This is a genomic window from Micromonospora sp. NPDC000316 (assembly GCF_042898885.1).
Taxonomy (GTDB): domain Bacteria; phylum Actinomycetota; class Actinomycetes; order Mycobacteriales; family Micromonosporaceae; genus Micromonospora.
The window spans coordinates 399971-426073 of the sequence record NZ_JBIAZG010000005.1; the positions used below are offsets into that span (position 1 = coordinate 399971).

28 protein-coding genes and 1 pseudogene are annotated in these 26103 nt (G+C 71.5%); 14 read left to right on the top strand and 15 right to left on the bottom strand.

Going from position 1 to position 26103, the window contains the following annotated elements; all coding sequences use genetic code 11:
* Positions 1-163: 163 nt before the first annotated feature.
* Positions 164-577 (top strand): VOC family protein, encoded by a 414-nt coding sequence (locus ACFY2Q_RS14720; RefSeq protein WP_387130289.1) that lies wholly within the window; start codon positions 164-166, stop codon positions 575-577.
* Positions 578-602: 25 nt separating this feature from the next.
* Here the strand turns inward: ACFY2Q_RS14720 and ACFY2Q_RS14725 are convergent, their stop codons facing one another.
* The 3 genes from ACFY2Q_RS14725 to ACFY2Q_RS14735 are packed head-to-tail and all read right to left on the bottom strand — an operon-like array spanning position 603 to position 2007.
* Positions 603-1229, bottom strand: coding sequence for a dihydrofolate reductase family protein (locus ACFY2Q_RS14725; protein WP_387130291.1), 627 nt, complete (start codon positions 1227-1229; stop codon positions 603-605).
* Positions 1226-1702, bottom strand: a complete 477-nt coding sequence (locus tag ACFY2Q_RS14730; RefSeq protein WP_387130293.1) for an SRPBCC domain-containing protein — start codon at positions 1700-1702, stop codon at positions 1226-1228. The genes ACFY2Q_RS14725 and ACFY2Q_RS14730 overlap by 4 nt, the downstream gene beginning before the upstream one ends.
* Positions 1699-2007 (bottom strand): ArsR/SmtB family transcription factor, encoded by a 309-nt coding sequence (locus ACFY2Q_RS14735; RefSeq protein WP_387130297.1) that lies wholly within the window; start codon positions 2005-2007, stop codon positions 1699-1701. The genes ACFY2Q_RS14730 and ACFY2Q_RS14735 overlap by 4 nt, the downstream gene beginning before the upstream one ends.
* Before the next feature lie 260 nt (positions 2008-2267).
* Here ACFY2Q_RS14735 and ACFY2Q_RS14740 point away from each other — a divergent pair, with 260 nt between their 5' ends.
* Positions 2268-2771: a levansucrase gene (locus ACFY2Q_RS14740; protein ID WP_387130299.1), complete on the top strand. Its 504-nt coding sequence runs from the start codon at positions 2268-2270 to the stop codon at positions 2769-2771.
* A 60-nt stretch (positions 2772-2831) separates the two neighbouring features.
* On the opposite strand, the gene ACFY2Q_RS14745 is transcribed toward ACFY2Q_RS14740, so the two are convergent.
* The 5 genes from ACFY2Q_RS14745 to ACFY2Q_RS14765 all read right to left on the bottom strand — a co-directional run bounded on the left by ACFY2Q_RS14745 (position 2832) and on the right by ACFY2Q_RS14765 (position 9485).
* Positions 2832-3419: a hypothetical protein gene (locus ACFY2Q_RS14745; protein ID WP_387130301.1), complete on the bottom strand. Its 588-nt coding sequence runs from the start codon at positions 3417-3419 to the stop codon at positions 2832-2834.
* A 101-nt stretch (positions 3420-3520) separates the two neighbouring features.
* Positions 3521-4573 (bottom strand): hypothetical protein, encoded by a 1053-nt coding sequence (locus tag ACFY2Q_RS14750; protein ID WP_387130303.1) that lies wholly within the window; start codon positions 4571-4573, stop codon positions 3521-3523.
* A 164-nt stretch (positions 4574-4737) separates the two neighbouring features.
* Positions 4738-6798, bottom strand: a complete 2061-nt coding sequence (locus ACFY2Q_RS14755) for a 3-hydroxyacyl-CoA dehydrogenase NAD-binding domain-containing protein (protein WP_387130305.1) — start codon at positions 6796-6798, stop codon at positions 4738-4740.
* Entirely contained in the window at positions 6795-7988 is a 1194-nt protein-coding gene (locus ACFY2Q_RS14760) for a thiolase family protein (protein WP_387130307.1), read from the bottom strand. Before ACFY2Q_RS14760 ends, ACFY2Q_RS14755 begins: the two co-directional genes overlap by 4 nt.
* Positions 7989-8165: 177 nt before the next feature.
* Entirely contained in the window at positions 8166-9485 is a 1320-nt protein-coding gene (locus tag ACFY2Q_RS14765) for a ribonuclease D (RefSeq protein ID WP_387130309.1), read from the bottom strand.
* A gap of 267 nt (positions 9486-9752) precedes the next feature.
* Here ACFY2Q_RS14765 and ACFY2Q_RS14770 point away from each other — a divergent pair, with 267 nt between their 5' ends.
* Both ACFY2Q_RS14770 and ACFY2Q_RS14775 read left to right on the top strand, forming a co-directional pair.
* Entirely contained in the window at positions 9753-10997 is a 1245-nt protein-coding gene (locus ACFY2Q_RS14770) for a trypsin-like peptidase domain-containing protein (protein ID WP_387130311.1), read from the top strand.
* Between the two features lie 131 nt (positions 10998-11128).
* On the top strand, positions 11129-12073 hold the full coding sequence (locus ACFY2Q_RS14775) for a hypothetical protein (protein ID WP_387130313.1): 945 nt from the start codon (positions 11129-11131) through the stop codon (positions 12071-12073).
* A 45-nt stretch (positions 12074-12118) separates the two neighbouring features.
* Here ACFY2Q_RS14775 and ACFY2Q_RS14780 read toward each other — a convergent pair whose 3' ends face one another.
* Positions 12119-12691 (bottom strand): DUF3000 domain-containing protein, encoded by a 573-nt coding sequence (locus ACFY2Q_RS14780; protein ID WP_387130315.1) that lies wholly within the window; start codon positions 12689-12691, stop codon positions 12119-12121.
* A 196-nt stretch (positions 12692-12887) separates the two neighbouring features.
* On the opposite strand from ACFY2Q_RS14780, the gene hemE reads away from it, so the two are divergent.
* The 3 genes from hemE to hemQ are packed head-to-tail and all read left to right on the top strand — an operon-like array spanning position 12888 to position 16154.
* Positions 12888-14039 carry a uroporphyrinogen decarboxylase gene (gene hemE / locus ACFY2Q_RS14785; RefSeq protein ID WP_387130317.1) on the top strand — a complete coding sequence of 384 codons (1152 nt, stop codon included), beginning with the start codon at positions 12888-12890 and terminating at the stop codon, positions 14037-14039.
* A 7-nt stretch (positions 14040-14046) separates the two neighbouring features.
* Complete coding sequence (hemG, locus tag ACFY2Q_RS14790; RefSeq protein ID WP_387130319.1) at positions 14047-15456, top strand: protoporphyrinogen oxidase; 1410 nt, start codon at positions 14047-14049, stop codon at positions 15454-15456.
* Complete coding sequence (hemQ, locus tag ACFY2Q_RS14795) at positions 15453-16154, top strand: hydrogen peroxide-dependent heme synthase (protein WP_387130321.1); 702 nt, start codon at positions 15453-15455, stop codon at positions 16152-16154. Before hemG ends, hemQ begins: the two co-directional genes overlap by 4 nt.
* Before the next feature lie 58 nt (positions 16155-16212).
* Here hemQ and ACFY2Q_RS14800 read toward each other — a convergent pair whose 3' ends face one another.
* From ACFY2Q_RS14800 to ACFY2Q_RS14815, 4 genes are all read right to left on the bottom strand, one after another.
* A complete protein-coding gene (locus tag ACFY2Q_RS14800) occupies positions 16213-17265 on the bottom strand; it encodes a lytic polysaccharide monooxygenase (protein WP_387130389.1) in 1053 nt (350 codons plus the stop codon).
* A gap of 177 nt (positions 17266-17442) precedes the next feature.
* A complete protein-coding gene (locus ACFY2Q_RS14805; protein WP_387130324.1) occupies positions 17443-17898 on the bottom strand; it encodes a GNAT family N-acetyltransferase in 456 nt (151 codons plus the stop codon).
* A 35-nt stretch (positions 17899-17933) separates the two neighbouring features.
* A complete protein-coding gene (locus ACFY2Q_RS14810) occupies positions 17934-18878 on the bottom strand; it encodes a DMT family transporter (RefSeq protein ID WP_387130327.1) in 945 nt (314 codons plus the stop codon).
* Between the two features lie 203 nt (positions 18879-19081).
* Positions 19082-19342 carry a hypothetical protein gene (locus ACFY2Q_RS14815; RefSeq protein ID WP_053653495.1) on the bottom strand — a complete coding sequence of 87 codons (261 nt, stop codon included), beginning with the start codon at positions 19340-19342 and terminating at the stop codon, positions 19082-19084.
* 166 nt (positions 19343-19508) lie between these two features.
* Between ACFY2Q_RS14815 and ACFY2Q_RS14820 the strand changes: the two genes are divergently transcribed.
* From ACFY2Q_RS14820 to ACFY2Q_RS14830, 3 genes are all read left to right on the top strand, one after another.
* Positions 19509-19784 carry an isoamylase early set domain-containing protein gene (locus ACFY2Q_RS14820; protein ID WP_387130329.1) on the top strand — a complete coding sequence of 92 codons (276 nt, stop codon included), beginning with the start codon at positions 19509-19511 and terminating at the stop codon, positions 19782-19784.
* A gap of 110 nt (positions 19785-19894) precedes the next feature.
* Entirely contained in the window at positions 19895-20638 is a 744-nt protein-coding gene (locus tag ACFY2Q_RS14825; RefSeq protein WP_387130331.1) for a lytic polysaccharide monooxygenase, read from the top strand.
* Positions 20639-20700: 62 nt separating this feature from the next.
* Positions 20701-21339, top strand: a complete 639-nt coding sequence (locus tag ACFY2Q_RS14830) for a DUF305 domain-containing protein (protein WP_387130333.1) — start codon at positions 20701-20703, stop codon at positions 21337-21339.
* Here ACFY2Q_RS14830 and msrB read toward each other — a convergent pair.
* Entirely contained in the window at positions 21305-21709 is a 405-nt protein-coding gene (gene msrB, locus ACFY2Q_RS14835; protein WP_387130336.1) for a peptide-methionine (R)-S-oxide reductase MsrB, read from the bottom strand. The two genes, ACFY2Q_RS14830 and msrB, sit on opposite strands and share 35 nt — an antisense overlap.
* Before the next feature lie 47 nt (positions 21710-21756).
* On the opposite strand from msrB, the gene ligD reads away from it, so the two are divergent.
* Positions 21757-22794: a non-homologous end-joining DNA ligase gene (gene ligD, locus ACFY2Q_RS14840; RefSeq protein WP_387130338.1), complete on the top strand. Its 1038-nt coding sequence runs from the start codon at positions 21757-21759 to the stop codon at positions 22792-22794.
* Positions 22795-23078: 284 nt separating this feature from the next.
* A pseudogene (locus tag ACFY2Q_RS14845) lies at positions 23079-23320 on the top strand (IS630 family transposase); the annotation flags it as partial.
* Between the two features lie 61 nt (positions 23321-23381).
* Here ACFY2Q_RS14845 and ACFY2Q_RS14850 read toward each other — a convergent pair.
* Entirely contained in the window at positions 23382-23765 is a 384-nt protein-coding gene (locus ACFY2Q_RS14850; protein WP_387130340.1) for a hypothetical protein, read from the bottom strand.
* Between the two features lie 349 nt (positions 23766-24114).
* Between ACFY2Q_RS14850 and ACFY2Q_RS14855 the strand changes: the two genes are divergently transcribed.
* Positions 24115-25365, top strand: a complete 1251-nt coding sequence (locus tag ACFY2Q_RS14855; RefSeq protein ID WP_387130343.1) for a DUF222 domain-containing protein — start codon at positions 24115-24117, stop codon at positions 25363-25365.
* Positions 25366-25531: 166 nt separating this feature from the next.
* Positions 25532-26103: transposase (locus tag ACFY2Q_RS14860; protein WP_387130346.1), on the top strand; the 572-nt coding region annotated here is incomplete at its 3' end.

Genomic DNA, 26103 nt, shown 5'->3' on the forward strand with positions numbered 1-26103 from the left:
AATGTTGACTCCGCGCCCCGGGACCGCGTCGGCTGAGGCCCGCAGGCGCCGCGCCCCGCGTGGGTCGGGCGCGAACCGCCCATCCGAGGGCGATCCGGTTTCTGCGTGCTCTGCCGCGCCCGGAAACGGGCGCTGCACCACCTCGCCACTGTGGAGGACCACTGTGAGTTCGACGATCCACAACATCAGCATCGACTGTCGCGACACGTACGCCCTGGCCGGCTTCTGGTCGCAGGTCTTCGACTGCCCCCGGCAGCCGGACGACTTCCCCGGTGACCCGGAGGCGATGCTCCTGCCGCCGGGTGGTCCGGAGGTGCTGTTCATCGAGGTGCCGGAGGGCAAGACGGTGAAGAACCGTCTGCACCTGGACCTGCAACCCGCCGACCGGACCCGGGCCGAGGAGGTCGAGCGGCTGCTCGGCATCGGCGCGACGCTCGTCGACGACCAAACCCGGCCGGACGGCACCGGCTGGGTGGTGCTCGCCGACCCGGAGGGCAACGAGTTCTGCGTGCTGCGCAGCGCGGCGGAGCGGGCGGCCACGTCGGCGGCGGGGACCATGGCCGCCGAGATGCCGTAGCCGGGCCGCACCGTGGACGTGGTGACTAGACGAAGGCGGTGACGCCCTCGTATTCCGCGACCGGGGCGGCGCCGACATGCTCGTACTCGAGCAGGAGCAGGCCGTTCGGCGTCACTTCGTGGTGAACGGGTCGGAGGCCGACGGGTGCGCTCGGGTGGTCGAGCAGCCGCCGCCCGGAACCGGCCACGGTGGGGGCGACGACGAGTCGGAGTGTGTCGACGAGACCGGCCGACAACAGGGCCCTGCCAAGTCGCGCGCTCCCATGGATCTGGAGCTCGCGTCCTGGCTGCGCCTTGAGCTTCCCGACGGTGTGGATCGGGTCGCCGTGGAGCACCCACGTCGGGTGCCAGCTACCCTCCGTCAGGGTGTTGGTGACGACGTACTTTGGTAGGGAGTTCATCCGTTCGGTGAACGGATCGTTGGGGTCGGTGATCCGCGGCCAGTCGCGAGCGAACGCCTCGTAGGTTCGCCGCCCGAGCAGCAGACCGTCGGCGAGACCCAGCCAGTCAGAGGTGCGCCGAACGAAGAGTTCGTCCAGGTAGGGCACGAGCCAGCCGCCCCGGGTGAAGTCGTCGCTCGTATCCTCGGTCGGCGAGCCGGGACCCTGGCTGACCCCGTCGAGAGTGACGAACCCGGTAAGGGCGATCTTCATAGCGCACCCTGGCTTTCGGCGACCCCGGCGAGTTGCTCGGTGACCGAGCCCCAGCCCTCCGCGAAGCCGAGATTCTCGTGACGGACGCGAGCGGCGGGATCACCGTGGCGGACGATGATCCGGTAGTCCGTGCCGTCCGGATGATCTTTCATGGTGATCTCCGCGGTCATGGGGACCGGGGTAGGGTTCGCGGGCCGCCAGGCGCTGTCAATCACATTCGTGAACACGATCCGCTCGAAATCGTCGACGACGAGGAAGCACGCATCGAGGTGCGGGACGAACTCCAGCCCGTCGTCGCTCAGTCGGGTCACGAGCGCGCCACCGGGCCGGACGTCCAAGCGATCGACGCGGCACAGCGTCGGCGCCGGGATCCACCACTTCTCGAAGCGAGACGGGTCGGTCCAGGCGCTCCACACGGCAGCGCGAGGGGCGCGGATGACCCGCGCCAAGGTCAGGTCCAGGTCGGGATTCATTGCTGGTTCTCCTGCTGATCGGTGACGAAGCGTTCGAGGCGGTCCGTGCGCTCTTCCCAGATTCGGCGCTGCTCCGCGAGCCAGTCGTCGATGACGGCGAGGCGCTCGCGGTTGAGCACGCAGGTGCGTACCCGGCCGGACTTGGTCGTGCGGATCAGTCCGTTCGACTCGAGCGTCCGCACGTGCTTCATGAACGAGGGAAGGGTCATCGGAACCTCGCGGGCGAGATCGCCGACGCTCGTCGGACCGTGGCCAAGGCGTCGGATGACCCAGCGCCGGGTCGGGTCAGCGAGGGCGACGAACACTCCGTCGAGCTGTGGCGAATGCTGTGCCATACGGCTAAGTGTTGCGTGAGCTGACACTTAGCGCAAGGGCAAAGTATTGGCGGCCCTCGGGAGTGCCCGGCCGTGACGACGGTGACCGGTCGGCGCGCTGCCGGAGGCGAGGGCTCGGACGTCCTCCGGGCTCGGCAACCCGGCCGAGCGGGTGGCGGCAGGGGCGGCGGGGCCGGCCGCGGTGGTGTTAGATGAGCGGCCACAGCGGTCAGATAAAGGATGTGTGGCAGATGGACGTGACGGCGACGGAGCCGGTGCAGGCGTACCTCACCGGGGCCGGTGAGCGGCTTAGGGCCGACGGCTGCGAGGTGCGAACCGAGGACTGGGGCGGCGTACCGGTGCTTATCGGCTACCGGGGCGACTTCAAGATGCGGTGGATGGCGACCAAGCTGCACCTGTTCACCATCGCCGCGCCGGCGACCCTGGTCACGGCCGCCGCCCTGCAGACGTTCACCGCCACGGCGACGGACTACGTACTGGCCCGCAAGGGGCAACTGCGCGGCTTCCAGAACGGCGTCGCGCTGTTCCCCGCACTGGTCGGCACCCAGATCGACCCGGCGGCCTCGGCATGGGCCACGCAGGGGCAGCAGGTGAAGTTCGCGGCGGTGGCCCGACCGGTGGCGGTGGACGTCAGCACCGGCACGGCAAGCGCGTACCGGGGCAACCCGGTGCTCGGCATCATCTACGCGGCCCACCTGCGCAGCAAGCTGAACGCGTACTTCCCGGTGGCCTGAACGGCATGAGGCACGCGGCCCGGCCACCCGACGGTGGCCGGGCCGCGGTCGTCCACCGCTTTAGGAACGCTGCTCGATCTGACCACGCATGCCGACGAACTCGGCGGCCACCTGTTCGGCGGACCTGTAGTACATGACCACCACACCCATGCTGCCCCGGTCTGCCCAGAAGCACGCAGCGAGCGGCACGCCCTCGCCCCTGCCGTCGCCGCAGCGAGCCTCGCCGCCGAGCGGGCCGGGCTCGACGGCCGTCATGTTTGTCATGTTCAGCTTGTCGGACAGCCGGTTCACCGCCGCGTCCAGTTCCTTCCGCGGGTCAGAGAGCGGCCCGGAGACGGCGGCGACCACGAGGAATTCCTTCTTGACCGGGTCGCCGTAGTAGGCACCGACCGCGCTTGTCTCGTTCAGCGCCGCGGGCCTGATCCTGTCGACGATATCGGTGGCCCCTCCGCCGAGGCAGAGCACCAGCACCGCCGCCAGCGCGACAAACACGATCGTGCCGACGTTCGACTTCTTCGGCGGCGGGCCGACAACCGGGTACGGGTAGCCGTACGGCTGACCGGGCTGCGCGGGCCCGAAACCCTGCTGCGGCGGCGGCCATCCGCCCTGCTGCGGCGGTCCGTAGGGGTTGGCCGGCGGCTGGGACATCAGTCCACTCCAGGATCGGTTGGCGAGCGCGGTCCGTCCAATGACGACTCGACTGCCGCAGGCGCAGGGCCGCGTTTCGGGCCAGTTCGTCGCCGTGTCGGTCAGTACTGCTGTTCGATTTGCCCCCGGATGTCGACGAACTCCGCCGCTGCGGCGGCCGCGGACGAGAAGAACATCACGATGATCCCGACGCTGCCGTGGTCGGCCCAGGCGCAGACACCCAGCGTCACATCCGCGGACTTGCCGTCGCCGCACTTGGCCACCCCGCCCAATGGACCTGGGGCGATGGTGGTCATCTCCGTCACGGCCATGCCCTTGGCCAACCCCCGCACCGCGTCGTCGAGCTCTTTCGCGGGATTGAGCACGAACGTGGAGGCAGCGATCACCATGAGCATGTTCCGCTCGTTGGCGCTGCCGTAGAAGGCGCCGGCGACGTCGGCGTCGCCGCTCACCGAGGTTCTCAACCCCCGGACCATCTCCTCCGACGCCTTCTTCAGCGTCGGGTCGGTGCTCTTCGCCCGCCCCGCGAGGGCCCCCGGTGCGACGACCCGAATCTGGGCGGCGGGACTGGGCCCCTGCGACGGAGTGGCCACCGAGGAGGTGGTGGCGCTCGGCGTGGCGGTGGCGGCAGCGGTCGGGGTGGGTTTCGGGTCGGCCTCTTGATTCCGGTCGTAGGCCACGTAGGCGACTGCGCCCCCGCCGAGGCAGAGCACCAGCAGCCCGACGATGCCCAGGACCAGGATCAACTGACGTGACTGTCCCTGTCCGCCGCCGCCGGGATGGGGCGGCGGGTAGCCGGCGTACTGGCCGGCCGGATAGCCGGCCTGCGGCGTGCCGGGATATCCGCCGTGCGGTGGCGCGGAGTGCGGTGGCGCGGAGTGCGGCTGTGTGGGGTACGGCGGCGTGGAGTAGGGCTGTGTGGGATATGGCTGTGCGGGGTACGGCTGTGCGGGGTACGGCTGCTGGGCCGCAGGTGGCGGAGCGGGCTGCTGCCCGGCGTGCCAGCGGCCGTCGTACGGCGGCTGCCCGGCCGGCTGGGGCGCCCAACCCTCGGCGGGCGGCTGCGGGTAGCTGTCGGCGCGCGGCGGCTGGAAGTCGTAGCGCGCGTCGGGCTCCGTCTGCCCGGACCAGGGGTCGACCGGCGGTGAGGACATTGATCAGCTCCAGGCGAGGGGGCGAACGGGTGATCGTGGCCAGCCACCCCAGGGTTCCACTGTCCCGACCCGACGGGAACCGGGCACAACGACATTCGCGGTGGCTGCCTCCATCCAAGCTGGACGGGGCAACCACCGCGAACGCAGGGTGCGATGTGTGTGGATCAGGCGGGCAGGCTCGCCGCCCCGCGCGGCAGGAACCGCTGGCCGGTGACCCGCTCGGAGGTGCCGGTCCGGTCCAGGTACGGTGTCACGCCGCCCAGGTGGAACGGCCAGCCGGCGCCAAGGATCATGCACAGGTCGATGTCCTGCGCCTCGGCGACCACGCCCTCGTCCAGCATCAGCCGGATCTCCTGCGCGAGCGCGTCGAGCGCGTTCTGGCGTACCTGCTCCTCGGTGAGCGGCTCGTCGCCGACCACGAGCAGCTTCGCGACCTCGTCGTTGATCTGGTCGTCGACCACGATCGGCTGGCCCGAGTCGGCGATCCGCTTGAGGTTCTCGCTGACACCGAACCGGTCCGGGAACGCCGTGTGCAGCGTGCCGCCCACGTGGTACGCGACTGCCGGCCCGACGAGCTGTAGCAGGGCGAGCGGGCGCATCGGCAGGCCCAGCGGGTCCAGGGCGCTGTTGGCGACGTCCAGCGGAGTGCCCTGGTCGACAGCGGCGAAGACGGTGCCCAGGAAGCGGGTCAGCAGCCGGTTGACCACGAACGCCGGGGCGTCCTTGACCAGCACGGAGGACTTCTTGAGCTGCTTGCTCACCGCGAACGCCGTCGCCAGGGTGGCGTCGTCGGTCCGCTCACCGCGAACGATCTCCAGCAGCGGCAGCACCGCCACCGGGTTGAAGAAGTGGAAGCCGACCACCCGCTCCGGGTGCTCCAACTCCGCGGCCATCTCGGTGATCGACAGCGAGCTGGTGTTGGTGGCGAGCACCGCCTCCGGGGAGACGATCTTCTCCAGCTCGGCCCAGACCTGCTTCTTGACGCCCAGGTCCTCGAAGACCGCCTCGATGACGAAGTCGGCGTCGGCGAAGGCGCTCTTGTCGACGGTGCCGCTGACCAGGCCGTACAGCTTGGCGGCGGTGCCCTTGTCCATCCGGCCCTTGGTGACGGCCTTCTCGATCTGGGTGTGCACGTAGCCGACGCCCTTGTCCACACGGGACTGGTCCAGGTCGCTCATCACCACAGGCACCTGGAGGCGGCGGGCGAACAGCAGCGCCAACTGGCTGGCCATCAGGCCCGCGCCGACGATGCCGACCTTGGTGATCGTGCGGGCCAAGCCCTTGTCCGGTGCGCCGGCCGGCCGCTTGGCCCGCCGCTGCACCAGGTCGAAGGCGTACAGGCCGCTGCGCAGCTCCTCGGAGAAGACCAGGTCCGCGAGGGCCTCGTCCTCGGCGGCGGTGCCGGCGGCGAAGTCGCCGTCCTTCGCCGTCTCCAACAGATCGAGGGCCTTGTACGCGGCCGGAACCGCGCCGTGCAGCCGCTGGTTGAGCGTTTCCCGGGCGAAGTAGAGCACGCCCGCCCACATGTCCTTGTCGACCTCGGGCCGGGTCACGGTGACCTGGCCCCGGACGACGTCGGCGGCCCATTCCAGGGACCGCTCCAGGAAGTCGGCAGGCTCCAGCAGCACGTCCGCGATGCCCAGCTCGGCGGCCTGCTTCGGCTTGAGCATCTTGTTCTGCATCAGCGGGTTCTGGATGATCACCTGGGTGGCGGCGGGGATGCCGATCAGGTTCGGCAGCAGCTGGGTGCCGCCCCAGCCGGGCACCAGACCGAGGGAGACCTCGGGCAGGGCCAGGGCCGCAGCGCCGCCGGAGAGCGTCCGGTAGTGGCAGTGCAGCGCCAACTCCAGGCCGCCGCCCATCGCCGCGCCGTTGACGAACGCGAAGGTGGGGACGGTGCTGTCCTTGAGCCGGGCGAAGACCCGGTGGCCGAGCCGGCCGATCTCCAGGGCCTGCGCGCGGTCGGCGAGCTGCGGCAGGCCGACGATGTCCGCGCCCACGCAGAAGATGTACGGCTTGCCGGTGACCGCGATGAACGCCGGGTCGGCGGCCAGCGCGGCGGTGATCGCCTCGTCCAGGCTGGCCAGGCCGGCCGGACCGAACGTGTTCGGCTTGGTGTGGTCGAAGCCGTTGTCGAGCGTGATCAGGGCGGCCGGACGGTCCAGCCCCGGTACGGTCACCTGACGCAGCAGCGCCTTGGTGACGACCTCGTTAGGTGCCTTCACTTGTCGCCCTCCCAGTGCGGGTTCTCCCAGATCACGGTGCCGCCCATGCCGATGCCGATGCACATGGCGGTCACGCCGTAGCGGACCTCGGGGTGCTCGGCGAACTGGCGGGCCAGCTGGGTCATCAGCCGTACGCCGGAGGAGGCGAGCGGGTGGCCGATGGCGATGGCGCCGCCCCACGGGTTGACCCGGGGGTCGTCGTCGGCGATGCCGAAGTGGTCGAGGAAGGCGAGCACCTGCACGGCGAAGGCCTCGTTCAGCTCGAACAGGCCGATGTCGTCGATGGTCAGGCCGGCGATGCGCAGCGCCTTCTCCGTCGACGGGATCGGGCCGATGCCCATCACCTCCGGTTCCACGCCGACGTAACCGAACGACACCAGTCGCATGGCGACCGGCAGGCCCAGCTCGCGGGCGGTGGCCTCGTCGGCGATCAGGCTCGCGGTGGCGCCGTCGTTCAGGCCTGCCGCGTTGCCCGCGGTGACCTTGCCGTGCGGGCGGAACGGGGTCTTCAGGGTGGCGAGCTTCTCCAGCGACGTGTCCCGGGGAGCCTCGTCGGCGGTGGCCAGGCCCCAGCCGTTCTCGGCGTCGCGGGTGGCAACCGGCACCAGGTCGTCCTGGAGCTTGCCGTTGGCGTACGCCTTGGCGGTCTTCTGCTGGGAGGCGAGCGCGAACGCGTCGGTGCGGGCCTTGGTGATGTGCGGGACCAGGTCGTGCAGGTTCTCCGCGGTGGCGCCCATGACCAGGGCGGACGGGTCGACAAGCTTCTCCGCGACGATGCGCGGGTTGGGGTCGACGCCCTCACCCATCGGGTGGCGGCCCATGTGCTCGACGCCGCCGGCGATGGCGATGTCGTACGCGCCCATGGCGATGCCACCGGCGACGGTGGTCACCGCGGTCATCGCGCCTGCGCACATCCGGTCGATGGCGAAGCCGGGAACGGTCTTGGGCAGACCGGACAGCAGTGCGGCGGTGCGGCCGATGGTGAGGCCCTGGTCGCCGATCTGGGTGGTGGCCGCGATGGCGACCTCCTCGACCCGCTCCGGCGGCAGCTGCGGGTTGCGGCGCAGCAGTTCCCGGATGCAGCGGATCACCAGGTCGTCGGCGCGGGTGTTGGCGTACATGCCACCCGCCTTGCCGAACGGGGTACGGACGCCGTCGACAAAGACGACATCTCGAACTTCACGGGGCACTTGAGCCTCCTATTCGACCACAATTCGGCCTTTGCGCAGGCGGGCGGCACTCAGAACCGAATGAGGGTCGCCGACACGGGCACGTTTCCCCCGAATGCTACTCGCCAGTAACCAACCCGTCCGCACCGCCTGCTGTGGCCCACCCCACACCACCCGGCCCCGGCGCGGCACGCGGGATCAGGCCGGGAGCGACAGAGCGGGGGTCAGATGGGGAGTGAGCAGGGCGATCTGCCACTCGCGGGCGCCGAAGCCGCGCAGGGTTTCCGCCACCGTCTCCTCGGTGAGCTCCTCCGGTGGGCTCCAGGCCAGCCGACGTATCGAATCCGGCGTGATCAGATTCTCCGGAGGCAGGTTGTGCTCGCCGGCGATGCGGACCACCACCTCCCGGCAGCGGGCCAGCCGACCCGCCGCCACCGGATCCCGCTCGGCCCACCGGTGCGGCGGAGGCGGACCCTCCACGGCCGGGGTGACCGGAAGCGCGTCGTCCGGCAGTTGCCGGGCGTCGTCGAGCGCGGCCAGCCAGGTGCGCGCCAACCGGCGGACCGACCGGCCACCGAAGCCCGGCAACGTCAACAGCGTCTTCTCGTCCTGCGGGTCCAGCTCGGCGGCGGCAACGATCGCCGAGTCGGGCAGCACCCGCCCCGGCGCGGCGTCCCGCCGCGACGCGATCTGGTCCCGGGCGTACCACAACGAACGCACCCGGGCCTGCGCCCGCGCTCCCCGCACCCGGTGGATGCCGGACGTGCGCCGCCACGGCTCCGCGCGGACCCGCGGCGGCCGGGCGCCGGTACGCACCAGCGCCGCGAACTCCTCCGCGGCCCAGGCCGACTTGCCCTGCCGAGCCAGCTCGGCATCGAGCGCGTCACGCAGATCGGTGAGCAGCTCCACATCGAGGGCCGCGTAGGTAAGCCACGACTCGGGCAGCGGACGACTTGACCAGTCGGCCGCCGAGTGGTGCTTCTCAAGGGTGAACCCGAGTAGCTGCTCGGTCAGCGCGGCCAGACCGACTCGCTCGAACCCAGCCAGCCGAGCGGCCAGTTCTGTGTCGAAGAGTCGGCGCGGACGCAACCCAACCTCGGCCAAACAGGGCAGATCCTGGCTCGCGGCGTGCAACACCCACTCGGCCTCGCCGATCACCGCGTCCAGCGCGCTGAGGTCGGGCAGCGGCAGCGGATCGATAAGCGCCGTGCCGGCACCCGCGCGGCGGAGCTGCACGAGATAGGCGCGCTGGCTGTAGCGGTATCCGGAGGCGCGTTCGGCGTCCAGCGCAACCGGGCCGGTGCCCGCGGCGAAGCGGGCCACGACCTCGGCAAGCTCCGCCGGGGCGGCCACCGGATCCGGGGTGCCGTCACGCGGGGCGATCAGCGGAACGGGCCCACCGTCGGTCGGGTCGGGCCCCTCGCCGGCCGGCTGCGGCTGAGCCAGCGGCGGGTGGTGGGGTTCGTGTCCCGGGAGTTCTTCGGTGGGCCGACGGCGCAGGGGTGGTTCGTCGGTCACCTGCCAACCCTAGTGCGCGCACCGATATTGCGCGTGCAGCCGGTCCGGCGTGTGTCGATCAGCTGTCCACAAGGTGTCATTTCGGATGCCGGACATCGGGGGAGACAAAGCCCGTTGACGCAGGTACGGTCCATCGAGCCGCGACGACCGATTGGGTGACGTCCGGGTCGATGTGCGGCACAGGAAGACCATGGGAAGGGCAAGGCGATCATGACGGCTGGCTTCGGCGCGCAGGACCGACGACCGGAGGGCGCCAAGCCTGACGACATGATTGGGGGCACATCCGGGCGACCGGGGCCACTGCCACCACGCATCGAACCGCCCTCCGCCGGCGCTGCCTGGCCCGGAATGCCGCCCGGCGGGACCGAGCAGCCGCAGGGCGTTCCGGCACCCCGCTCCGGCTGGGCGGCCCCGCCCAACGCCGGCCAGTGGAACGCGGCGCCTCCGGGCACCGCGCCGTCGGCAGCCCACGGCACGTCCGGACCCCACGGCGGCGCTCAGGCACCCCACGGCAGCGCGCCGACGACGTACGGCACGGCAGCGCCGCAGGGCGCCGCATCGATGGGGTACGGCACGACGCCGTACGGCCCGGGCGCCCCCACCCCCTACGGCGCCGGCGGCCACCCGTCGCCCGGTGACCTGGCCAGCGCGCCACAGATGTTCACAGGTGGCCAGCCCGGCGGTGGTCAGCCCGGCTGGCCGAGCCAGGCCCCGCCGCCACCCGCGCGGCCCGGCCGGCGTCGCTGGCCGGTCATGCTCGCCACGCTGCTGGTCGTCGTGCTGGCCGCCGTGGCCGGCGTGCAGGCGTTCCAACTCGACCGGCTGGGCGACCGGCTCGCCGACACCGACCGGCGGCTGGCGCAGGCCCAGGAGAGCGACGGCACCCGCCTCGACGGCCTGGAAACCCGCGCGGACGAGCTCGAGAAGCAGGCCGGCGCCGCGTTCAACCCGGAGGCGGTGGCCAGCGCCGTGCTGCCCAGCGTGTTCCGGGTCCGGGCCGGTCAGTTCACCGGCAGCGCGTTCGCGGTGGGCAAGCCGGCGGACGGCGGCGGGACGAACCTGTTCACCAACTTCCACGTGATCGAGTCGGTCTGGGAGGGCGGGGGACGCCAGGTCTTCCTGGAACGCACCGACCAGCGCTTCCCAGCCACCATCGTCAAGGTCGACAAGACCAACGACGTGGCGCAACTGCGCACAAGCGGCAAGTTCACCGGCCTGGTCACCGCACCCAGCGCCGTGAAATCCGGCCAGCAGATCATCGTGGTCGGCGCTCCACTCGGCCTGGAGGACAGCGTGACCACAGGTGTGGTGAGCGCGCTGCGCTCCGCCCAGGGGTCCTCCGGGCCGACAATCCAGTTCGACGCCCCGATCAACCCCGGCAACTCCGGCGGGCCAGTGATCAACGGCAGCAAGCAGGTGGTCGGCATCGCCACCGCCAAGGCTCGTGACGCCGAGGGCATCGGACTGGCCGTACCGATCAAGGTCGCCTGCGACGGTTTCAAGATCTGCTGAGCGGGCGTCCCCGGCCTCCCACGCCACCCCGGCCATATCCCGTTCCGACCGGGTCCTCGGACCCGGCTGACCTCGCCGCACCCGGTCCGTCACGCCTACCGGCGGAGGACCTGCTCACCTGGAGGAACGTCATGTCTCAACCCCCAACCGGGCCGGAGGGCGCTCCGTCGGCCACCCCGACGCCGCCGGCCAGCGCGGGTCAACCGCCGTCCGCCGCCGACCAGACCGTGCCGTACGCCGCCGGCCCACCGGCCGGCTTGCCCACCCCGCCGCAGCAGTTCACGCCGGGTCAGGCCACGCCGCAGTACGCCCCGGGCCAGGCCACGCCGCAGCAGTACGCGTCGGGCCAGGCGGCACCGCAGCAGTACGCGTCCGGTCAGGCGGCTCCGCAGCAGGGGGCAGCCCAGCCCGTGCCGCCGCAGTACGGCACCCCGCAGGGGTCGCCGGGCTACCCGGCCAGCGCGCCGCCGTACGGCGGACAGGTCTCCGCGCCGCCCGTCTCCGGTCCGGCGTACGGGCAGCCGATGTCCGCGCCGCCGGTCTCCGGTCCGGCGTACGGGCAGCCGATGTCCGTGCCGCCCGTCTCCGGTCCGGCGTACGGGCAGCCGATGTCTGCCCCGCCCGGTGCGCCGCCGTACGGGCCTCCCGTCACGCCGCCGGCCCGTCGGGGTCGGGCGGTGCTGGTGCTGGCCCTGGTGGCCGGGCTGCTCTTCGTCCTCAGCGGGGTGATGACCGGGCTGTTCGTGACGAAGAACAACGAACTGAACCGCACCGAGAAGCGCCTCACCAACCAGGTGAGCGAGCGGGACGGCACCATCGCGGCCAACACCACCGAGATCGCGAAACTCAAGACCGACCTGCAGACCATGCAGACCAAGCTCGACAACACCCAGCAGGACCTGACCGGCACCCGCAACGACCGGGACGAGCAGGCCCGGCAGAAGAAGGTAATCGCCAGTTGCCTGGACAAGCTGACCACCGCGCTCGGCGCGGCGGCGGCCGGTAACAAGAGCGCGTACGACGCGGCGATGAAGGGCCTCGACAAGGTCTGCGACGAGGCGGAGAACTACCTGTAAACCCGACGGACGTCCGCCCCCGCCCGGAACTCGGGCGGGGCGGCGTCAGGCGGTGCCGGCGGGACGGCGGTCGGAGAGGGCGGTGACCCCGGGCGGCGGAAGGCCGGCCGTGGAGGCGAGCAGCGCGCACCAGCCGAGCAGGTGGGGTGCGAGGTTGTCGTCGACGGGCGTCCAGGAGGCGCGGATCTCGATGTCACCGGCGGTCGGCGGGCCGGCCAGGTCACCGAACCGGGTCGACATGGTCTGGGTGACCGTTCCGCCGATCGCCCGGTGAGCCGCGTCCTCGGCGTCCAGGGCGTCGGTCAGCCACGTCCAGCCGACCCCGGGCAGCAGCGGGTCGGCGGCGAGGTCGGCCTCCAGTTCGGCGGTCACGTAGGTGACCAGCCGCAGCGTGCCCTGCCACGCCTCGTGGCCGGCCGGGTCGTGCAGCAGGATCAGCCGGCCGGTGGCCACCTCGTCGCCGTCGCGCAGCACCGCCGCGGAGAGCGCGAACGTGTACGGCGCCAGCCGCTGGGGGGCGCCGACCTCCTCCAGCGTGATCTCCGGCCGGGGTGCCGGCGACCGCAACCCGGCGACCGCGCGGACGAAGGTCTCCGGGAGCGCGATCGGGGGGGCCATGCCGGCAGCCTATGCCGCCGTCGGCGCACCTGCTTCGACGGCGCGCCGACGCCCAGTCCGACGCCGACGCCGTACCGCGCGACGTGCACGGCTCCGGTGGTAACAAGGGGTCCCTGCTCTACCGGAGGCGTCAAGAAGGTGCCCTTCCTTTAACCCCAGGTGGGGTGGGGGTGGTGGGCGTGGCACGATTGCGGCGATGACCACGGAAACCACGGGCACTGCCGCCCGAGACGGAGACCCGCGCCCCGGCGGCCCCGCCGACTCGCCCTTCATCCGGGCCTGCCGGCGTCGCCCTGGCTCGCACACCCCGATCTGGTTCATGCGCCAGGCTGGCCGCTCGCTACCGGAATACCGGGAGATCAGAGCGAGCGTGCCGATGTTGGAATCCTGCCGCCGCGCGGACCTGGTAACCGAGATCACCCTCCAGCCGGTGCGCCGGCACGGGGTCGACGCGGCCATCCTGTTCAGCGACATCGTGGTGCCGGTCGCCGCGGCCGGGGTCGACCTGGACATCGTGCCGGGCACGGGCCCGGTGGTCGCCGAGCCGATCCGTACCGCCGCTGATGTCGAGCGCATTCGCCCGATCACCCGCGACGACGTCCCGTACGTGGACGAGGCCGTCCGGCAGTTGGTGGTCGAGCTGGGTGACACCCCGCTCATCGGTTTCGCCGGAGCGCCGTTCACCCTGGCCAGCTACCTGGTCGAGGGTGGCCCGTCGCGGACCCACGCGAAGACCAAGGCGCTGATGTACGGCGATCCGGAGCTGTGGCACGCGCTCTGCGGCCGGCTGGCAGAGGTGACGCTTGCCTTCCTGCGGGTGCAGATCGAGGCCGGCGTGTCCGCCGTGCAGCTGTTCGACTCGTGGGCGGGCACCCTCTCCGAGGCCGACTACCGCCGCTATGTGCTGCCGCACTCGACCGAGGTGTTGAGCGGGCTGGCCGACGACTGCTCCGGGTCGGGGCGCGGCGACAGACGCGCCGAGCCGGAGCGGTCGCACGCCGGGGTTCCGCGGATCCACTTCGGGGTGGGCACCACCGAGTTGCTCGGCGCGATGGGCGAGGCCGGCGCGGACGTGGTGGGCGTCGACTGGCGTACCCCGCTGGACGTGGCCACCGGCCGCATCGGCCCGGACAAGGCGGTGCAGGGCAACCTGGACCCGTGCGTGCTGCTCGCGCCGTGGCCGGTGGTGGAGGCCGAGGTCCGCCGCATCCTGGAGCAGGGCCGGGCCGCCCCCGGGCACGTGTTCAACCTCGGTCACGGCGTGCTGCCGGAGACCGACCCGGAGGTGTTGACCCGGGTGGTCGCGCTCGTGCACGAGCTGTCCAGCCGCCGGGCCGACCAGGGCTGAGGCGGCAATGCGGCAGCCCTGGCGGGTGGCGGTGGTCGGCGGCGGGATCGCCGGGTTGGCCGCCGCCGTCCGGTTGCGCGACCGCGCCCCGGCCGGCACCGAGATCACTGTGTACGAGCAGTCCGGTGCGCTGGGCGGAAAGCTGCGTACCGGGGAGCTGGCCGGTCAGCCTGTGGAGTTCGGGGCCGAGTCGTTCCTGATGCGCGACCCGACCGGGGCCGAGAGCGCGGCGGTGACGTTGGCCCGCCGGCTCGGGCTGGCTGAGCAGATCGTGCACCCCACCGTCGGGCAGGCGGCACTGGTTGTCGACGGAGGGCTGCGCCCCATCCCGGGCGGCACGCTTGTCGGCGTACCCGGGGATCTGGATCGGGTGACGACTGTCGCGCGCCCGGCCGCGGACGCCGACACCGACGGCGGCCGGCCGCTTGTCGCGCCCGACGAGGACGTGTCGGTGGGCGCGCTGGTCCGGTCGCGCTTCGGTGACGAGGTGGTCGACCGGCTCGTCGACCCGATGCTGGGCGGCGTGTACGCGGGCCGCGCCGACGATCTCTCCCTTGTCACCACGATGCCGGCGCTGGCCCGCACGGCGCGGGTCGAACACACGCTTGTGGGTGCGGTCCGGGCGGCGCAGGCCGCCGCGCCGCGCGCCCCCGGCGCCCCGGTCTTCGGCACCCTGGCCGGCGGGCTGAGCACACTTGTCGAGGCGGCGGTGACGGCAAGTGGCGCGACGGTCCGCCGCGACGCCGCGGTCCGCGAGGTGGTGCCCACAGTCACGGGTTGGCGGCTCACCGTCGGCCCGACCCGTGCCCCGGAACGTGTCGACGTGGACGCCGTGGTGCTGGCGGTGCCGGCCCGGCCGGCGGCCCGCCTGCTCAGCGGCCCGGCCCCGGCGGCCGCCACGGCCGTCGGTGAGCTGGACTACGCGAGCGTCGCGCTTGTCACGCTGGCGCTGCCGCAGCCGCGCCTGCCCGAGCTGTCGGGCTTCCTGGTGCCGAGCACCGAAGGGCTGCTGATCAAGGCGTCGACGTTCTTCACCACGAAGTGGGGGCACCTGCGCCGGCCGGACGGGCTGGCGCTGGTCCGTGCCTCGGTCGGCCGGTACGGCGAGGAGGAGCAACTCCAACGCCCCGACGAGGACCTGGCGGCCACCGTGCACCGTGAGTTGTCGGCGGTGCTCGGCGAACCGCTGCCCGCCCCTGTCGACGGGCACGTGCAGCGGTGGGGTGGTGCGCTGCCGCAGTACACCCCTGGGCACGCCGACCGGGTCGCCGCCGCGCGTACGGCGCTGCGGGCCGCGCACCCCACTCTGGTCCTCGCCGGCGCTGGCTACGACGGCGTCGGTATCCCGGTCTGCGTCCGCTCCGGCGAGACGGCGGCCGACGAGATCATCACAGCACTGGGAGGATCGGCGAGATGAGCGAGCAGACCAACGCAGCACGCCTGCGGGAGCTCAACGACAGCATCCGCTACACCATGTGGTCGGTGTTTCGGGCCAGCGCCCCGCTGCCGTCGCTGCGGGACAACGTCACAGGTGAGGTCGAGGCCCTCTTCGACGAGCTGGCCGGCAAGGACGTGGTGATCCGGGGCGTGTACGACGTCGCCGGGCTGCGCGCCGACGCGGACGTGATGATCTGGTGGCACTCGGCGTCCAGCGACGCGTTGCAGGACGCGTACCTGCGGTTCCGCCGCACCACGCTGGGTCGGGCGCTGACCCCGGTCTGGTCGCAGATGGCGCTGCACCGGCCGGCGGAGTTCAACAAGAGCCACATCCCGGCGTTCCTGGCCGGCGAGGAGGCCCGCCCCTACATCTGCGTCTACCCGTTCATCCGCTCCTACGAGTGGTATCTGCTGCCCGACGCGGAGCGGCGCGAGATGCTGGCCGAGCACGGCAAGATGGCGCGTGGCTACCCGGACGTCCGGGCCAACACTGTCGCGTCGTTCGCGCTTGGCGACTACGAGTGGATGCTCGCCTTCGAGGCCGACGAGCTGCACCGAATCGTCGACCTGATGCGTGACCTGCGCGCCTCCAGCGCCCGCCGGCACGTCCGCGAGGAGGTCCCGTTCTACACGGGCCGCCGCCGCTCGGTGGCGGAGATCGTCAACTGCCTGGTCTGATCGGCGCAACCCGCCGGCCGGCGCCGCACCCCCGCCCGGGTGCGGCGCCGGCCGGGGATCAGCTGGTCGACGTGCAGGAGACCAGCGGAGCCGGGTTGCTGCCGTTCCAGGAGCCGAGCAGCCCGAAGGTGGTGCTCGCTCCGGCGGCGAGGGTGCCGTTGTAGTTGACGTTGCGCGCGGTGACCTGCGTGCCGTTTGTGGTGACTGTGGCGTTCCACGACGACGCGACCTGCTGGCCGTTGCCGTAGTTCCAGTTCACCGACCAGCCGCCGACGGCCGAGCCGCCTGCGGTCACCTTCACCTCAGCCTGGAAGCCGCCGGCCCACTGGCCGGTGACCTGGTACGACGCCGTGCAGGCTCCGGCCGGCGGCGGCGTCGTGGGCGGGGGAGTGGTGGGCGGAGGAGTGGTCGGCGGGGGAGTGGTGGGCGGCGGGGTGGTCGGCGGCGGCGTGGTGGGGGGCGGGGTCGACGATCCGCCGAAGTCGACGTCGCTGCACAGGTAGTACGACTGGTCCAGGTGGCTGGCCTGCCAGATCGTGTAGACGATGTGCCGGCCGCTGCGCCCCGGTGCGCTTACCGGGATCTGGATGGAGACGCCACCGGTGTCCGGGTTCCACTGCGAGGCCGGTGTGTTGCCGATCTGGCCGGCCAACTCCAGGTCACTCCAGCCGAGTGGCTGGGTGGCGGAGTTGAAGCCCTGTTTGGTCACGTACACCCGTATGTAGTCGGCGCCGTGGCTGGCCTGGTCAAAGAAGCGGAGCCGGAAGTTGTTCGACACCGGTGTGGTCTTCCAGGCGCCGACGGTGTCCAGCGCGTTGTAGCGGGGGCTCTGGGTGCGTCCGCCGCTGCACAGTTGACCGTTGGGGATGGCGCCCTGGTGGTTCCCGGCCACACCCTCGCGGAACAGGCCGTTCCAGTTCCACATGGCCGCCGGTTCGGCCTGCCAGGCCTGCCAGCACATCGGGTCCTCGGTGGCCATCCGAGGGTTCTGGAAGTCGCCGCCCCAGCGTTGCCAGCAGCTGTAGTTGCGCGAGGGCGGGTCGACGACCGAGCCGTGCGCCGAGGCGGGCTGCGCCTGGATGGTGGTCAGCGCGGCGGTCAACAGGAGCATGGCGGCTGTCGCGATGGCGAACAACCAGAACACGCGTCGTGATCGGGTGAGAGTGGACATGGAGCCCCCGGGGGGATGAGGTCGGATGACGACACCCGGACTGCCGGGAGTGCCCACTCCCGTGCCTATTCGCTGGCTCCTGCGACGGCGCTACCCGGCACAATGCCAGGCAAATCGTCAGCCGTCAATGGGTTCGCGCCGCATCGGGGTGTGTGGGATGCCGTCCTCGACGTACTCCGGGCCGCTGACCTCGAAGCCGTGCCGGGCGTAGAACCCGACCAGGTGCGACTGGGCCTCCAGCACGGACGGTCGGTTGCCCACCACCTCCAGCGCCGAGGCCATCAGCCGCCCGGCGTGTCCGCCGCCGCGGGCCGCCGGGGCCACCACCACTCGACCGATCCGCGCCAGGCCGTCCGGGTCGGCGAGAATCCGCAGGTACGCCAGGGGTGCCCCGCCGTCGGTCAACCAGAGGTGTCGGGTGCCCGGTTCCACGTCCCGCCCGTCGAGTTCGGGGTACGGACAGTTCTGCTCCACCACGAACACGTCGACGCGAAGCTTGAGCAGGTCGTGGAAGGTGCGGGCGTCCAGGTCGGCGAAGGCGGCGGTCCGAAGCTCGGTGGTCTGCTGTGGCACCCACCGATGGTAGGCCGCCGCCCGTGCCGGGGTCGTCAGGGTGTCTCCGGGTGGCCGGGGCGCAGGTAGGTGGCGGCCACGGCGGTGAGCAGCAGCACGCCGCCGACGAGCACCGGAAGCGGCAGCGGCTCGTGCAGCAGCGCCACGGCAAGCGCCGCCGCGGTCAACGGTTCGAGCAGGGTCAGCACGGCGGCCACACTGCCGGGGGTGGTGCGCAGCCCGGCGTAGAACAGCGCGTACGCCACGGCGGTGGTGACGACACCGAGGTGCAGCAGCAGCGCCACGGTGTCGACGCGGACCGGGACGCCGACACCGGCGACAAGTGCGAACGGCGCGAGGGTCAGCGCGCCGACTGTGGTGGAGATGGTGGTCAGCGTCATCGGTGCGGTGCGCTGCGACACCTGCCGGCTGATCAGGGTCGTCACCGCGTACCCGAGGCCGGAGCCGGCGGCCGCGAGCAGGCCGAGCAGTGGGGCCGGCGCCGCAGTCGTGGGCTGCGCGGTGGCCATGGTGATCAGCGCAAGGCCGGCGACGGCGGCGACAAGCGTGCCGAGGCGCAGCGGGCCGGGGATCCGGCGGGCGCGCGCCGACTCCCAGGCCGCGGCGAGCACCGGGGCGAGGCCCAGGCTGACCACTGTGGCCACGCTGACCCCGGCCAGCGCCGCGGCGACGAAGTAGAGCGCCTGGTAGAGGCCGAGGCCGACGCCGGTGATCACCAACGGCAGAGGCGCCGCACGCAGGGCGCCAAGGAGCGCGCCGAGCCGGCCGGCGGTGCACGCCAGCAGGACGAGCGCGGCGATGGCCAGGCGATGGAAGCCGATGCTCACCGGGCTGAGCCCGGTGCTGTCGCGCAGGAGTTGCACCGCCACGCCTGTGGTGCCCCACAGCACTCCGGTGACGGTGATCTGGATCAGGCCGGTGCGGGCCTTGCGGACGGCCGGGGCGAGGGTGGCCGGCGACGCGGTACGGGACGTGGACACGGATGCGCTCCGAAGGGTGAGCCGTTGACGGGGACGACGTCGACGGAGCGCGTACGGCGAGATGGCCGAGCGGGTGGGTCACCCGGTCGGCGTGAGGCGCGGCGCTCCGATCAGGAGCGCGGCGGGGGAAGGACGCCCAGGAAAGGCCGCATGACGACGACCGTACCGCAGCGGGCCGTGTCAGGCGGGCGGGTGCGGGCCTGTCAGGCCGGGCGGGCGCCGACGGCGTCCCGGATCTCGGCGCCCTCCGTGCGTTCAACCGAGCGGGCGCAGTGCCCGCAGCAGAAGAACCGACCGTTTACCTCGACACCGTGCCCGACGATCTTGATTTCGCAGTGCTCGCAGATGGGTGCCATGCGGTGGATCGCGCATTCGAACGAGTCGAAGGTGTGCACGTCGCCGCTGACGGTCCGCACCTCGAACGCCATCCAGTAGTCGTTGCCGCAGACCTCGCACGTTGCCATGGAAACCCCCCGTATCAGGACATGTGTCATGAGCGTGCCCCGACATGCGGCGGCATGTGGTGAAACGCCACCGCTTGACCGGTCTGGGCGGCGTGTCGGCTCTGGCGCGTCGTCCGTTAGGCCGGATGGGACCGCCGTGACCCGCCGCGACGCTCGGAGGACCGCAATGATCAAGCGCAACAAGCTCTTCGGCAGCCTGACCCGGGTGACCTTCTGCCTGCCCCGGGACCTCCCACCCGGCCCGGTGAGCGTGGTGGGCTGCTTCAACGATTGGCAGCCCGGTCGGCACGAGTTGGTCGCCCGCCGCGACGGCACCCGGACGGTGACCGTGAAGCTCGCGCCGGGGGAGTATCGGTTCCGCTACCTCGCCAGCGGCGGAGTCTGGCTCGACGACGAGTCGGCAGATCAGATCGACGACAACGGCGGCCTGCTCCGACTCTGACAGGAAACTCGCCGCCATCGATGGATTTATTGACCAGGCTCTTTACTGTTAACAAAGTTTAAATTACGTTGAGGGGCACCTCACCGCGCGTCACAGAAGGAGCTGCCCCGATGCGTCGAAGAATCACCGTCCCGCTTGTGGCGGCGGGCGCTGTCGCCGCCACCCTCACCGTCGCCGCCCCCGCCCAGGCCCACGGCTACGTCTCCGCCCCGCCGAGCCGGCAGGCACTCTGCGCGCAGGGCCGGGTGCCCGACTGCGGGCAGATCAAGTACGAGCCGCAGAGCGTGGAGGGGCCCAAGGGCCTGCGCAGCTGCAACGCCGGGATCGCCCAGTTCGCCGTCCTCAACGACGACAACAGGGGCTGGCCGGCCACCTCGGTCGGCAGCTCGCTGACCTTCACCTGGGTCAACACCGCCCGGCACGCCACGAGCAACTGGGAGTACTGGATCGGCAACACCCGGGTCGGTGTGGTCAACGGCAACGGCCAGCAGCCGGGCGCCACCGTCTCGCACACCGTCAACCTCGGCGGATTCTCGGGACGGCAGAAGATCCTCGCGGTGTGGAACATCTCCGACACCGCAAACGCGTTCTACTCCTGCATCGACGTGCAGATCGGCGGCGGCGGCGGGTCCACACCCACCCCTTCGCCGACCCCCTCGCCCACGCCGCGACCAACCCCGACCGCCGCGCCGACGACTCCGCCCGCACCCGGCGGCAGTTGGACGGCAGGCCGGGCCTACCAGGTCGGCGACCAGGTCACCTACGGCGGTCTCACGTACCGCTGCCGGCAGGCGCACACCGCGATCTCCGGCTGGGAGCCGCCGAACGTACCCGCGCTCTGGCTTCAGGTCTGACCGCACGGGCGCGGTCCCGGCCGCGCCCGTGTCGCCGCCCACGCGTGATCGGAGCACCCGCCATGCCTCGCGCGACCCCGCTGGCGCCCCTGGTCGCCGCGCTGCTGCTGGCCGCGGCCTGCGCCGGGCCGTCCGCGTCCACCCCGCCGGCCGCGCCGGCTCCCGCGGCCCCGGCCAGGTCGGCGGCAGGCGCGCCGCCGACGGCCGGCGCGGCCGCCGAAGGCCCGCTGAGCGGCATCGACGTGGTCTTCCTGAACACAATGGTCGGGCACAACGAACGCACCCTGCAGATCGTCCGGCTGGCGGGCGGCCGGCTGCGCGACGACGCGCTGCGCACCCTGACCGCCGCGATCGAGGTGACCGAGACCGACGAGTTGTCGACCATGCGTAGCTGGCTGCCCACGGCCGGGCCGGGCGCCGGCGCCGCCGGGCACGACCACGCCGGGCACGGCGACGACGCCGCGCTCGACCGGCTGCGGACCGCGACGGACGCCGACGTCGACCAAGTGCTGCGCGAGGTGCTCGCCGACCACCAGCGAGCGGCGGCCGACCTGGCCCGAGCCCAGGTCGACGTCGGCCGCGACGAGCGGGTCCGCGACCTGGCCCGGCGGATCGAACGGTCCCGGACCGCCGAGGTCGAGATGCTCCAGGGGTACGCGGCTCAGATCAGCTCGGCTCCAACCGGACCGAGATCGAGTTGACGCAGTGTCGGGTGTCCTTCGGGGTGAAGCCCTCGCCGTGGAAGACGTGCCCGAGGTGGCTGTCGCAGCGAGCGCAACGGATCTCGGTGCGGGCCATGCCGAGGCTGCGGTCCTCGATCTCCTTGACCCGGCCGGGGATGGCGTCGTCGAAGCTCGGCCACCCGCAGTGCGAGTCGAACTTCGTGTCGCTGGAGAAGAGCTCCAACCCGCAGGCGCGGCAGTGGTAGACGCCCTGGGTCTTCGTGTCCACGTACTCGCCTGTCCACGGGCGCTCGGTGCCGGCCTCCCGCAGGACGTGGAACTCCTCGGGGGACAACCGGACGCGCCACTCGTCCTCGGTCTGGGGCAGCTCGTTGTCGTCAAGACTCACCCGTCAACGGTACGTCGAACGTCGGGGGTGTGACATAAGGTCGCGAGATGGCTGGCACCAAGGCAGCGGTCACCGAGGTCGAGGTGGCCGGGCACAGCGTACGGCTGAGCAGTCCCGACCGGGTGATCTTCCCGCAGCGGGGCTTCACCAAGGCGGACGTCTTCCACTACTACCTAGCAGTCGGCGACGGCATCATGCGTGCCCTGCGCGACCGGCCCACCACGCTGCAACGTTTCCCCGAGGGCGTCGAGGGTGAGGCGTTCTTCCAGAAGCGGGTGCCGACCCGTGGCGTCCCGCCCTGGGTGACGACCGCGCAGATCACCTTCCCGAGCGGCCGGAGCGCGGCGGAACTCCGCCCGGTCGACCTGGCGCACGTGGCCTGGGCGGCGCAGATGGGCACCATCGTGTTCCACCCGTGGCCGGTGCGCGCCGCCGACGTGGACCGCCCCGACGAGCTGCGCATCGACCTGGATCCGCAGCCCGGCACCGACTTCGCCGACGCGGCCCGCGCCGCCGGGGAGGTCCGCGCGCTCCTCGACGAGCTGGGCGTGACCGGTTGGCCGAAGACCTCCGGTGGGCGGGGCGTGCATGTCTACCTGCGCATCCAACCCCGGTGGACGTTCACGGAGGTGCGCCGGGCCACCATCGCGCTGGCCCGCGAGGTGGAGCGCCGCCAGCCGGACCTGGTCACCACCGCCTGGTGGAAGGAGGAGCGCGGCAGCCGCGTCTTCGTCGACTACAACCAGATGGCACGGGACCGGACGATCGCCTGCGCCTACTCGTTGCGGGCCACCGCGCGAGCCACTGTCTCCACCCCGGTCACCTGGGACGAACTACCCGACGTCGACCCCGACGACTTCGACCTCCGCAGCGTCCCCGCCCGACTCGCCGAGCGGGGTGACCCACACGCCGGCATCGACGACGCACCGTGGGACATCACGCCGCTCCTGGAGTGGGCCGAGCGGGACGCCGCCGCCGGCCAGGGCGACCTGCCGTACCCTCCGGACCACCCCAAGATGCCCGGCGAACCCAAGCGGGTCCAACCCAGCCGCGCCAAACGCACCCCCGACGACGACACCGCCTGAGCTGCCGCGCCGCGTACAGGCGGCCGTGCGGCCGGCCTGCCGCGCCGCTGGCCTGCCGCGCCGCTGGCCTGCCGCGCCGCTGGCCTGCCGCGCCGCTGGCCTGCCGCGCCGCTGGACCTCGCCTGCCGGGCCCACCCAAAATGGCCGAGCCACGGAGCGGCCGAATCACAGAGCCTGCCGAGTTCGCTGGTTCCGTCGGCCCCGCCGCGCTGACCCAGTTCGCCGGCTCCGTCGGCCCAGTCGGGCCCGTCGGCCCATCGAGCCCAGATTGGCTGCTCGCTAGTGAGGCGTTCATCGTCGCGACGGCCACAACGCGTCCGAGCAAGCTCGGCCGCCCGTTCACCCGCTGGAGCCTGCGCAAACTCGCCGACTACCTCGCTACCAACGGTGACCGACAGGTGGTGGTGGGCCGGGAACGGCTCCGGCAACTGCTGCGCGCCACGAGGTCAGCTGGCAACGGACCCGGACCTGGAAGGAGTCGACCGACCCGGACTTCGACGCCAAGCTGGACCGCATCGAGGAGGTACCAAAGCCGCCTGACCGATCAGACCCGATGAACGTTCATGGATAGCGCACTCGCCAGCACGTCACGGCCGGTGCAGCCAGGGCGCGACTCTGGGCGCCGCCGCGATCAGGGCGATCGCGAGTGCCGTGATCACCGCTTGCCCGATCCGGCCGGGCGTGATCCCCGGCGCGGTGTCCAGCACGTAGTTGGCGTACCCGTTCGCCGCCGCGTCGCTGCCGAGCACGGCGCAGCCGAGCAGCAGCCCTTCGATCCGGCGCACCGCTAGCAACAGCGCCGCGAGCGGGTCGAACACCGTCAGCGAGGTGAAGTACAGCATCAGCCAGGTGGGGGTGGACGGGCCTGGACCACCCGGCCGGACGCCGAGCAAGTCGCCCAGGTGGACGATCCCGCCGTACGCAAAGACGCAGACGGTGGCGATCACGACGACCCGAACCCACCGGGGCACGCCGGCCCACCGCCGGAGCGATGTCCGTATCGCCGCGCCCACTAGCCCCCCGTTCCGGTCGGGCAGTGCCCCGCCCGCGCCGCATCAATGCTAATGCCGTGTCCAGGGATGTTTGTCGCGCCAACTCCAGACCACGACCGGCGGCGTTGGAGGCGTGCCGAATCGCCGTGGACCTCGCCGCGACACTGGCAACGTTCGTGGACCCCGCACCAGCTTGGCGGGATCGGTCGATTCGTCGGCTCGGCCCGTTTGGTGGCCCGGGGGTGTGTTGCGTTCATAGGTGTTCATTGACGTGGGCGGCGGGTTGACTGCCCCGAAAGTTGTCGTACATATGTCCTAGTCTTTCTGTGTGATCGATGCGTTGGAGCAGGCTGAGGCTGCGGTGGCGGCGTGCTTTGACGTGGCCGCTTGGGGTCTGTCTGAGGGTGATCTGGTCGCTGCGTTGGAGGTAGCGCACCGTCTTGAGCAACGCGTGGGGGCGGTCAAGTTGGCCCTGGTGCGTGAGGTGGACGGTCGCGGCGTCGCGACCACGCAGGGCGCGTCGTCGACGGCGGTGTGGCTGCGTGAGCGGTTGCGGCTCGACGTCGGTGCGGCTCGCCGGTTGGTGGGTCTTGCCGCGTCGCTTGATGCCGTGCCGTGTGGGGTGCGTGATGCGGTGGCCGGCGGGGCGGTCACGGTCGAGCAGGCGCGGGTTATCGCCGAGACGGTCGAGACGGTGCGGGCCGCCGCTGGTGTGGAGGTGGCTGACAAGGCCGTTGGTGTGTTGCTCGACTGGGCGGGGCAGTTCGATCCGTTTCTGTTGCGCAGGATGGGTGCCCGGATTCTTGATCATGTTGCTCCGGAGGTGGCTGATGCTGCTGCCGAGGCGGCGTTGCAGGCGCAGGACGCGCGGGCTGCCCGGGACCGGCACGTCACCGTCAGCGAGCAGGCTGATGGGCGGCTGCGGCTGTCGGGGATCCTCGATACCGAAGCGGCGGCGGTGGTGCGGGCCGCGATCGACCCGCTCACCGCACCTGCCGGGCCTGATGACACCCGTAGTCCTGGGCAGCGTCGGCATGACGCGCTCGCTGACGTGTGCCGCCTGGCCCTGCGTTCCGGCGAGTTGCCGGAGAGCGGCGGTGATCCGGCGCAGGTCGTCGTGACCATCGGCTACGACAGTCTGACCCGGGAGTTGGGCGCTGGTGTTCTGGACACTGGCCTGCGGGTTAGCGCTGACACGGCGCGTCGGCTCGCGTGTGACGCGGCTGTGCTGCCGGCCGTGCTTGGTGGTGCCGGTCAGCCATTGGATGTCGGTCGGCAGCGCCGTCTCATCACCGGCCCACTGCGCCGCGCGCTGGTCCTACGGGATCGGGGATGTGCTTTTCCCGGCTGCGACCGGCCACCGCGTTGGTGCGACGCCCACCACATCCGGCACTGGGCTGATGGCGGCCCGACCAGCCTCGACAATGCGGTGCTGCTCTGCGGCCACCACCATCGACACCTTCACCACAGCGACTGGACCGTGCGGCTCGGCGGCGACGGCCACCCGGACTTCATCCCACCGGCCTGGCTCGACCCCACGCAGATCCCCCGCCGCAACCACTACCACCGGCGGACGTAGCCAATCCGTCTTCATGGCTCGTTGTCGCGACGTCCCCGTCCACCTCCGGCTCCCGGCGCGCCCAATCAGCGGGAGCGCGAACCGGCAACCGAGGTGGGGTCTGTGGATCTAAAGGTGTTTCCGGCCTGACCTGCCGGGCGTTGTGCCTGGTGAGGAGGGTGCCGTGATGACCGCGACACTGAACGATCAGACCGGACGTAGGAAGCGGCCCGAGCCGTCGGCGGAGGCGAAGGCCGCCGTTGAGCTTGTCCGGGCCGCGAAGGAGCAAGGGCTGTCGTTGACGGGCCCGGACGGGCTGCTGAAGCAGTTGACCAAGACGGTCCTGGAGACCGCGCTGAACGAGGAGATGACCGATCACCTCGGCTACGAGAAACACGACCAGGCCGGCGCCGGGGCGGGCAACATCCGCAACGGGACCCGGTCGAAGACGGTCCTGACCGACGCGTCCGGGCCGGTGCAGATCGACGTGCCGCGGGACCGGGCGGGCACGTTCGAGCCGCAGATCGTGCGTAAGCGGCAGCGCCGGTTGTCGGGAGTCGACGAGGTCGTGTTGTCGCTGTATGCCAAGGGGTTGACCACGGGCGAGATTTCGGCGCACTTTGCGGAGATCTACGGGGCTTCGGTGTCGAAGGAGACGATCTCGCGGATCACCGACAAGGTGATCGAGGAGATGACCGACTGGTCCCACCGGCCCCTGGATGAGATCTACGCCGCCGTGTTCATCGACGCCATCGTGGT

Excerpts from the sequence above, each read along its gene's own strand:
- hemQ (WP_387130321.1), top strand. The coding sequence starts at position 15,453 with ATGAGCGAGCAGACCAACGCAGCACGCCTGCGGGAGCTCAACGACAGC.
- ACFY2Q_RS14830 (WP_387130333.1), top strand. The coding sequence starts at position 20,701 with ATGCCTCGCGCGACCCCGCTGGCGCCCCTGGTCGCCGCGCTGCTGCTG.
- hemE (WP_387130317.1), top strand. The coding sequence starts at position 12,888 with ATGACCACGGAAACCACGGGCACTGCCGCCCGAGACGGAGACCCGCGC.
- ACFY2Q_RS14780 (WP_387130315.1), bottom strand. The coding sequence starts at position 12,691 with ATGGCCCCCCCGATCGCGCTCCCGGAGACCTTCGTCCGCGCGGTCGCC.
- ligD (WP_387130338.1), top strand. The coding sequence starts at position 21,757 with ATGGCTGGCACCAAGGCAGCGGTCACCGAGGTCGAGGTGGCCGGGCAC.
- ACFY2Q_RS14820 (WP_387130329.1), top strand. The coding sequence starts at position 19,509 with ATGATCAAGCGCAACAAGCTCTTCGGCAGCCTGACCCGGGTGACCTTC.
- ACFY2Q_RS14740 (WP_387130299.1), top strand. The coding sequence starts at position 2,268 with ATGGACGTGACGGCGACGGAGCCGGTGCAGGCGTACCTCACCGGGGCC.
- ACFY2Q_RS14725 (WP_387130291.1), bottom strand. The coding sequence starts at position 1,229 with ATGAAGATCGCCCTTACCGGGTTCGTCACTCTCGACGGGGTCAGCCAG.
- ACFY2Q_RS14815 (WP_053653495.1), bottom strand. The coding sequence starts at position 19,342 with ATGGCAACGTGCGAGGTCTGCGGCAACGACTACTGGATGGCGTTCGAG.
- hemG (WP_387130319.1), top strand. The coding sequence starts at position 14,047 with ATGCGGCAGCCCTGGCGGGTGGCGGTGGTCGGCGGCGGGATCGCCGGG.
- ACFY2Q_RS14775 (WP_387130313.1), top strand. The coding sequence starts at position 11,129 with ATGTCTCAACCCCCAACCGGGCCGGAGGGCGCTCCGTCGGCCACCCCG.
- ACFY2Q_RS14750 (WP_387130303.1), bottom strand. The coding sequence starts at position 4,573 with ATGTCCTCACCGCCGGTCGACCCCTGGTCCGGGCAGACGGAGCCCGAC.
- ACFY2Q_RS14745 (WP_387130301.1), bottom strand. The coding sequence starts at position 3,419 with ATGTCCCAGCCGCCGGCCAACCCCTACGGACCGCCGCAGCAGGGCGGA.
- ACFY2Q_RS14800 (WP_387130389.1), bottom strand. The coding sequence starts at position 17,265 with ATGCTCCTGTTGACCGCCGCGCTGACCACCATCCAGGCGCAGCCCGCC.
- ACFY2Q_RS14770 (WP_387130311.1), top strand. The coding sequence starts at position 9,753 with ATGATTGGGGGCACATCCGGGCGACCGGGGCCACTGCCACCACGCATC.
- ACFY2Q_RS14730 (WP_387130293.1), bottom strand. The coding sequence starts at position 1,702 with ATGAATCCCGACCTGGACCTGACCTTGGCGCGGGTCATCCGCGCCCCT.
- ACFY2Q_RS14825 (WP_387130331.1), top strand. The coding sequence starts at position 19,895 with ATGCGTCGAAGAATCACCGTCCCGCTTGTGGCGGCGGGCGCTGTCGCC.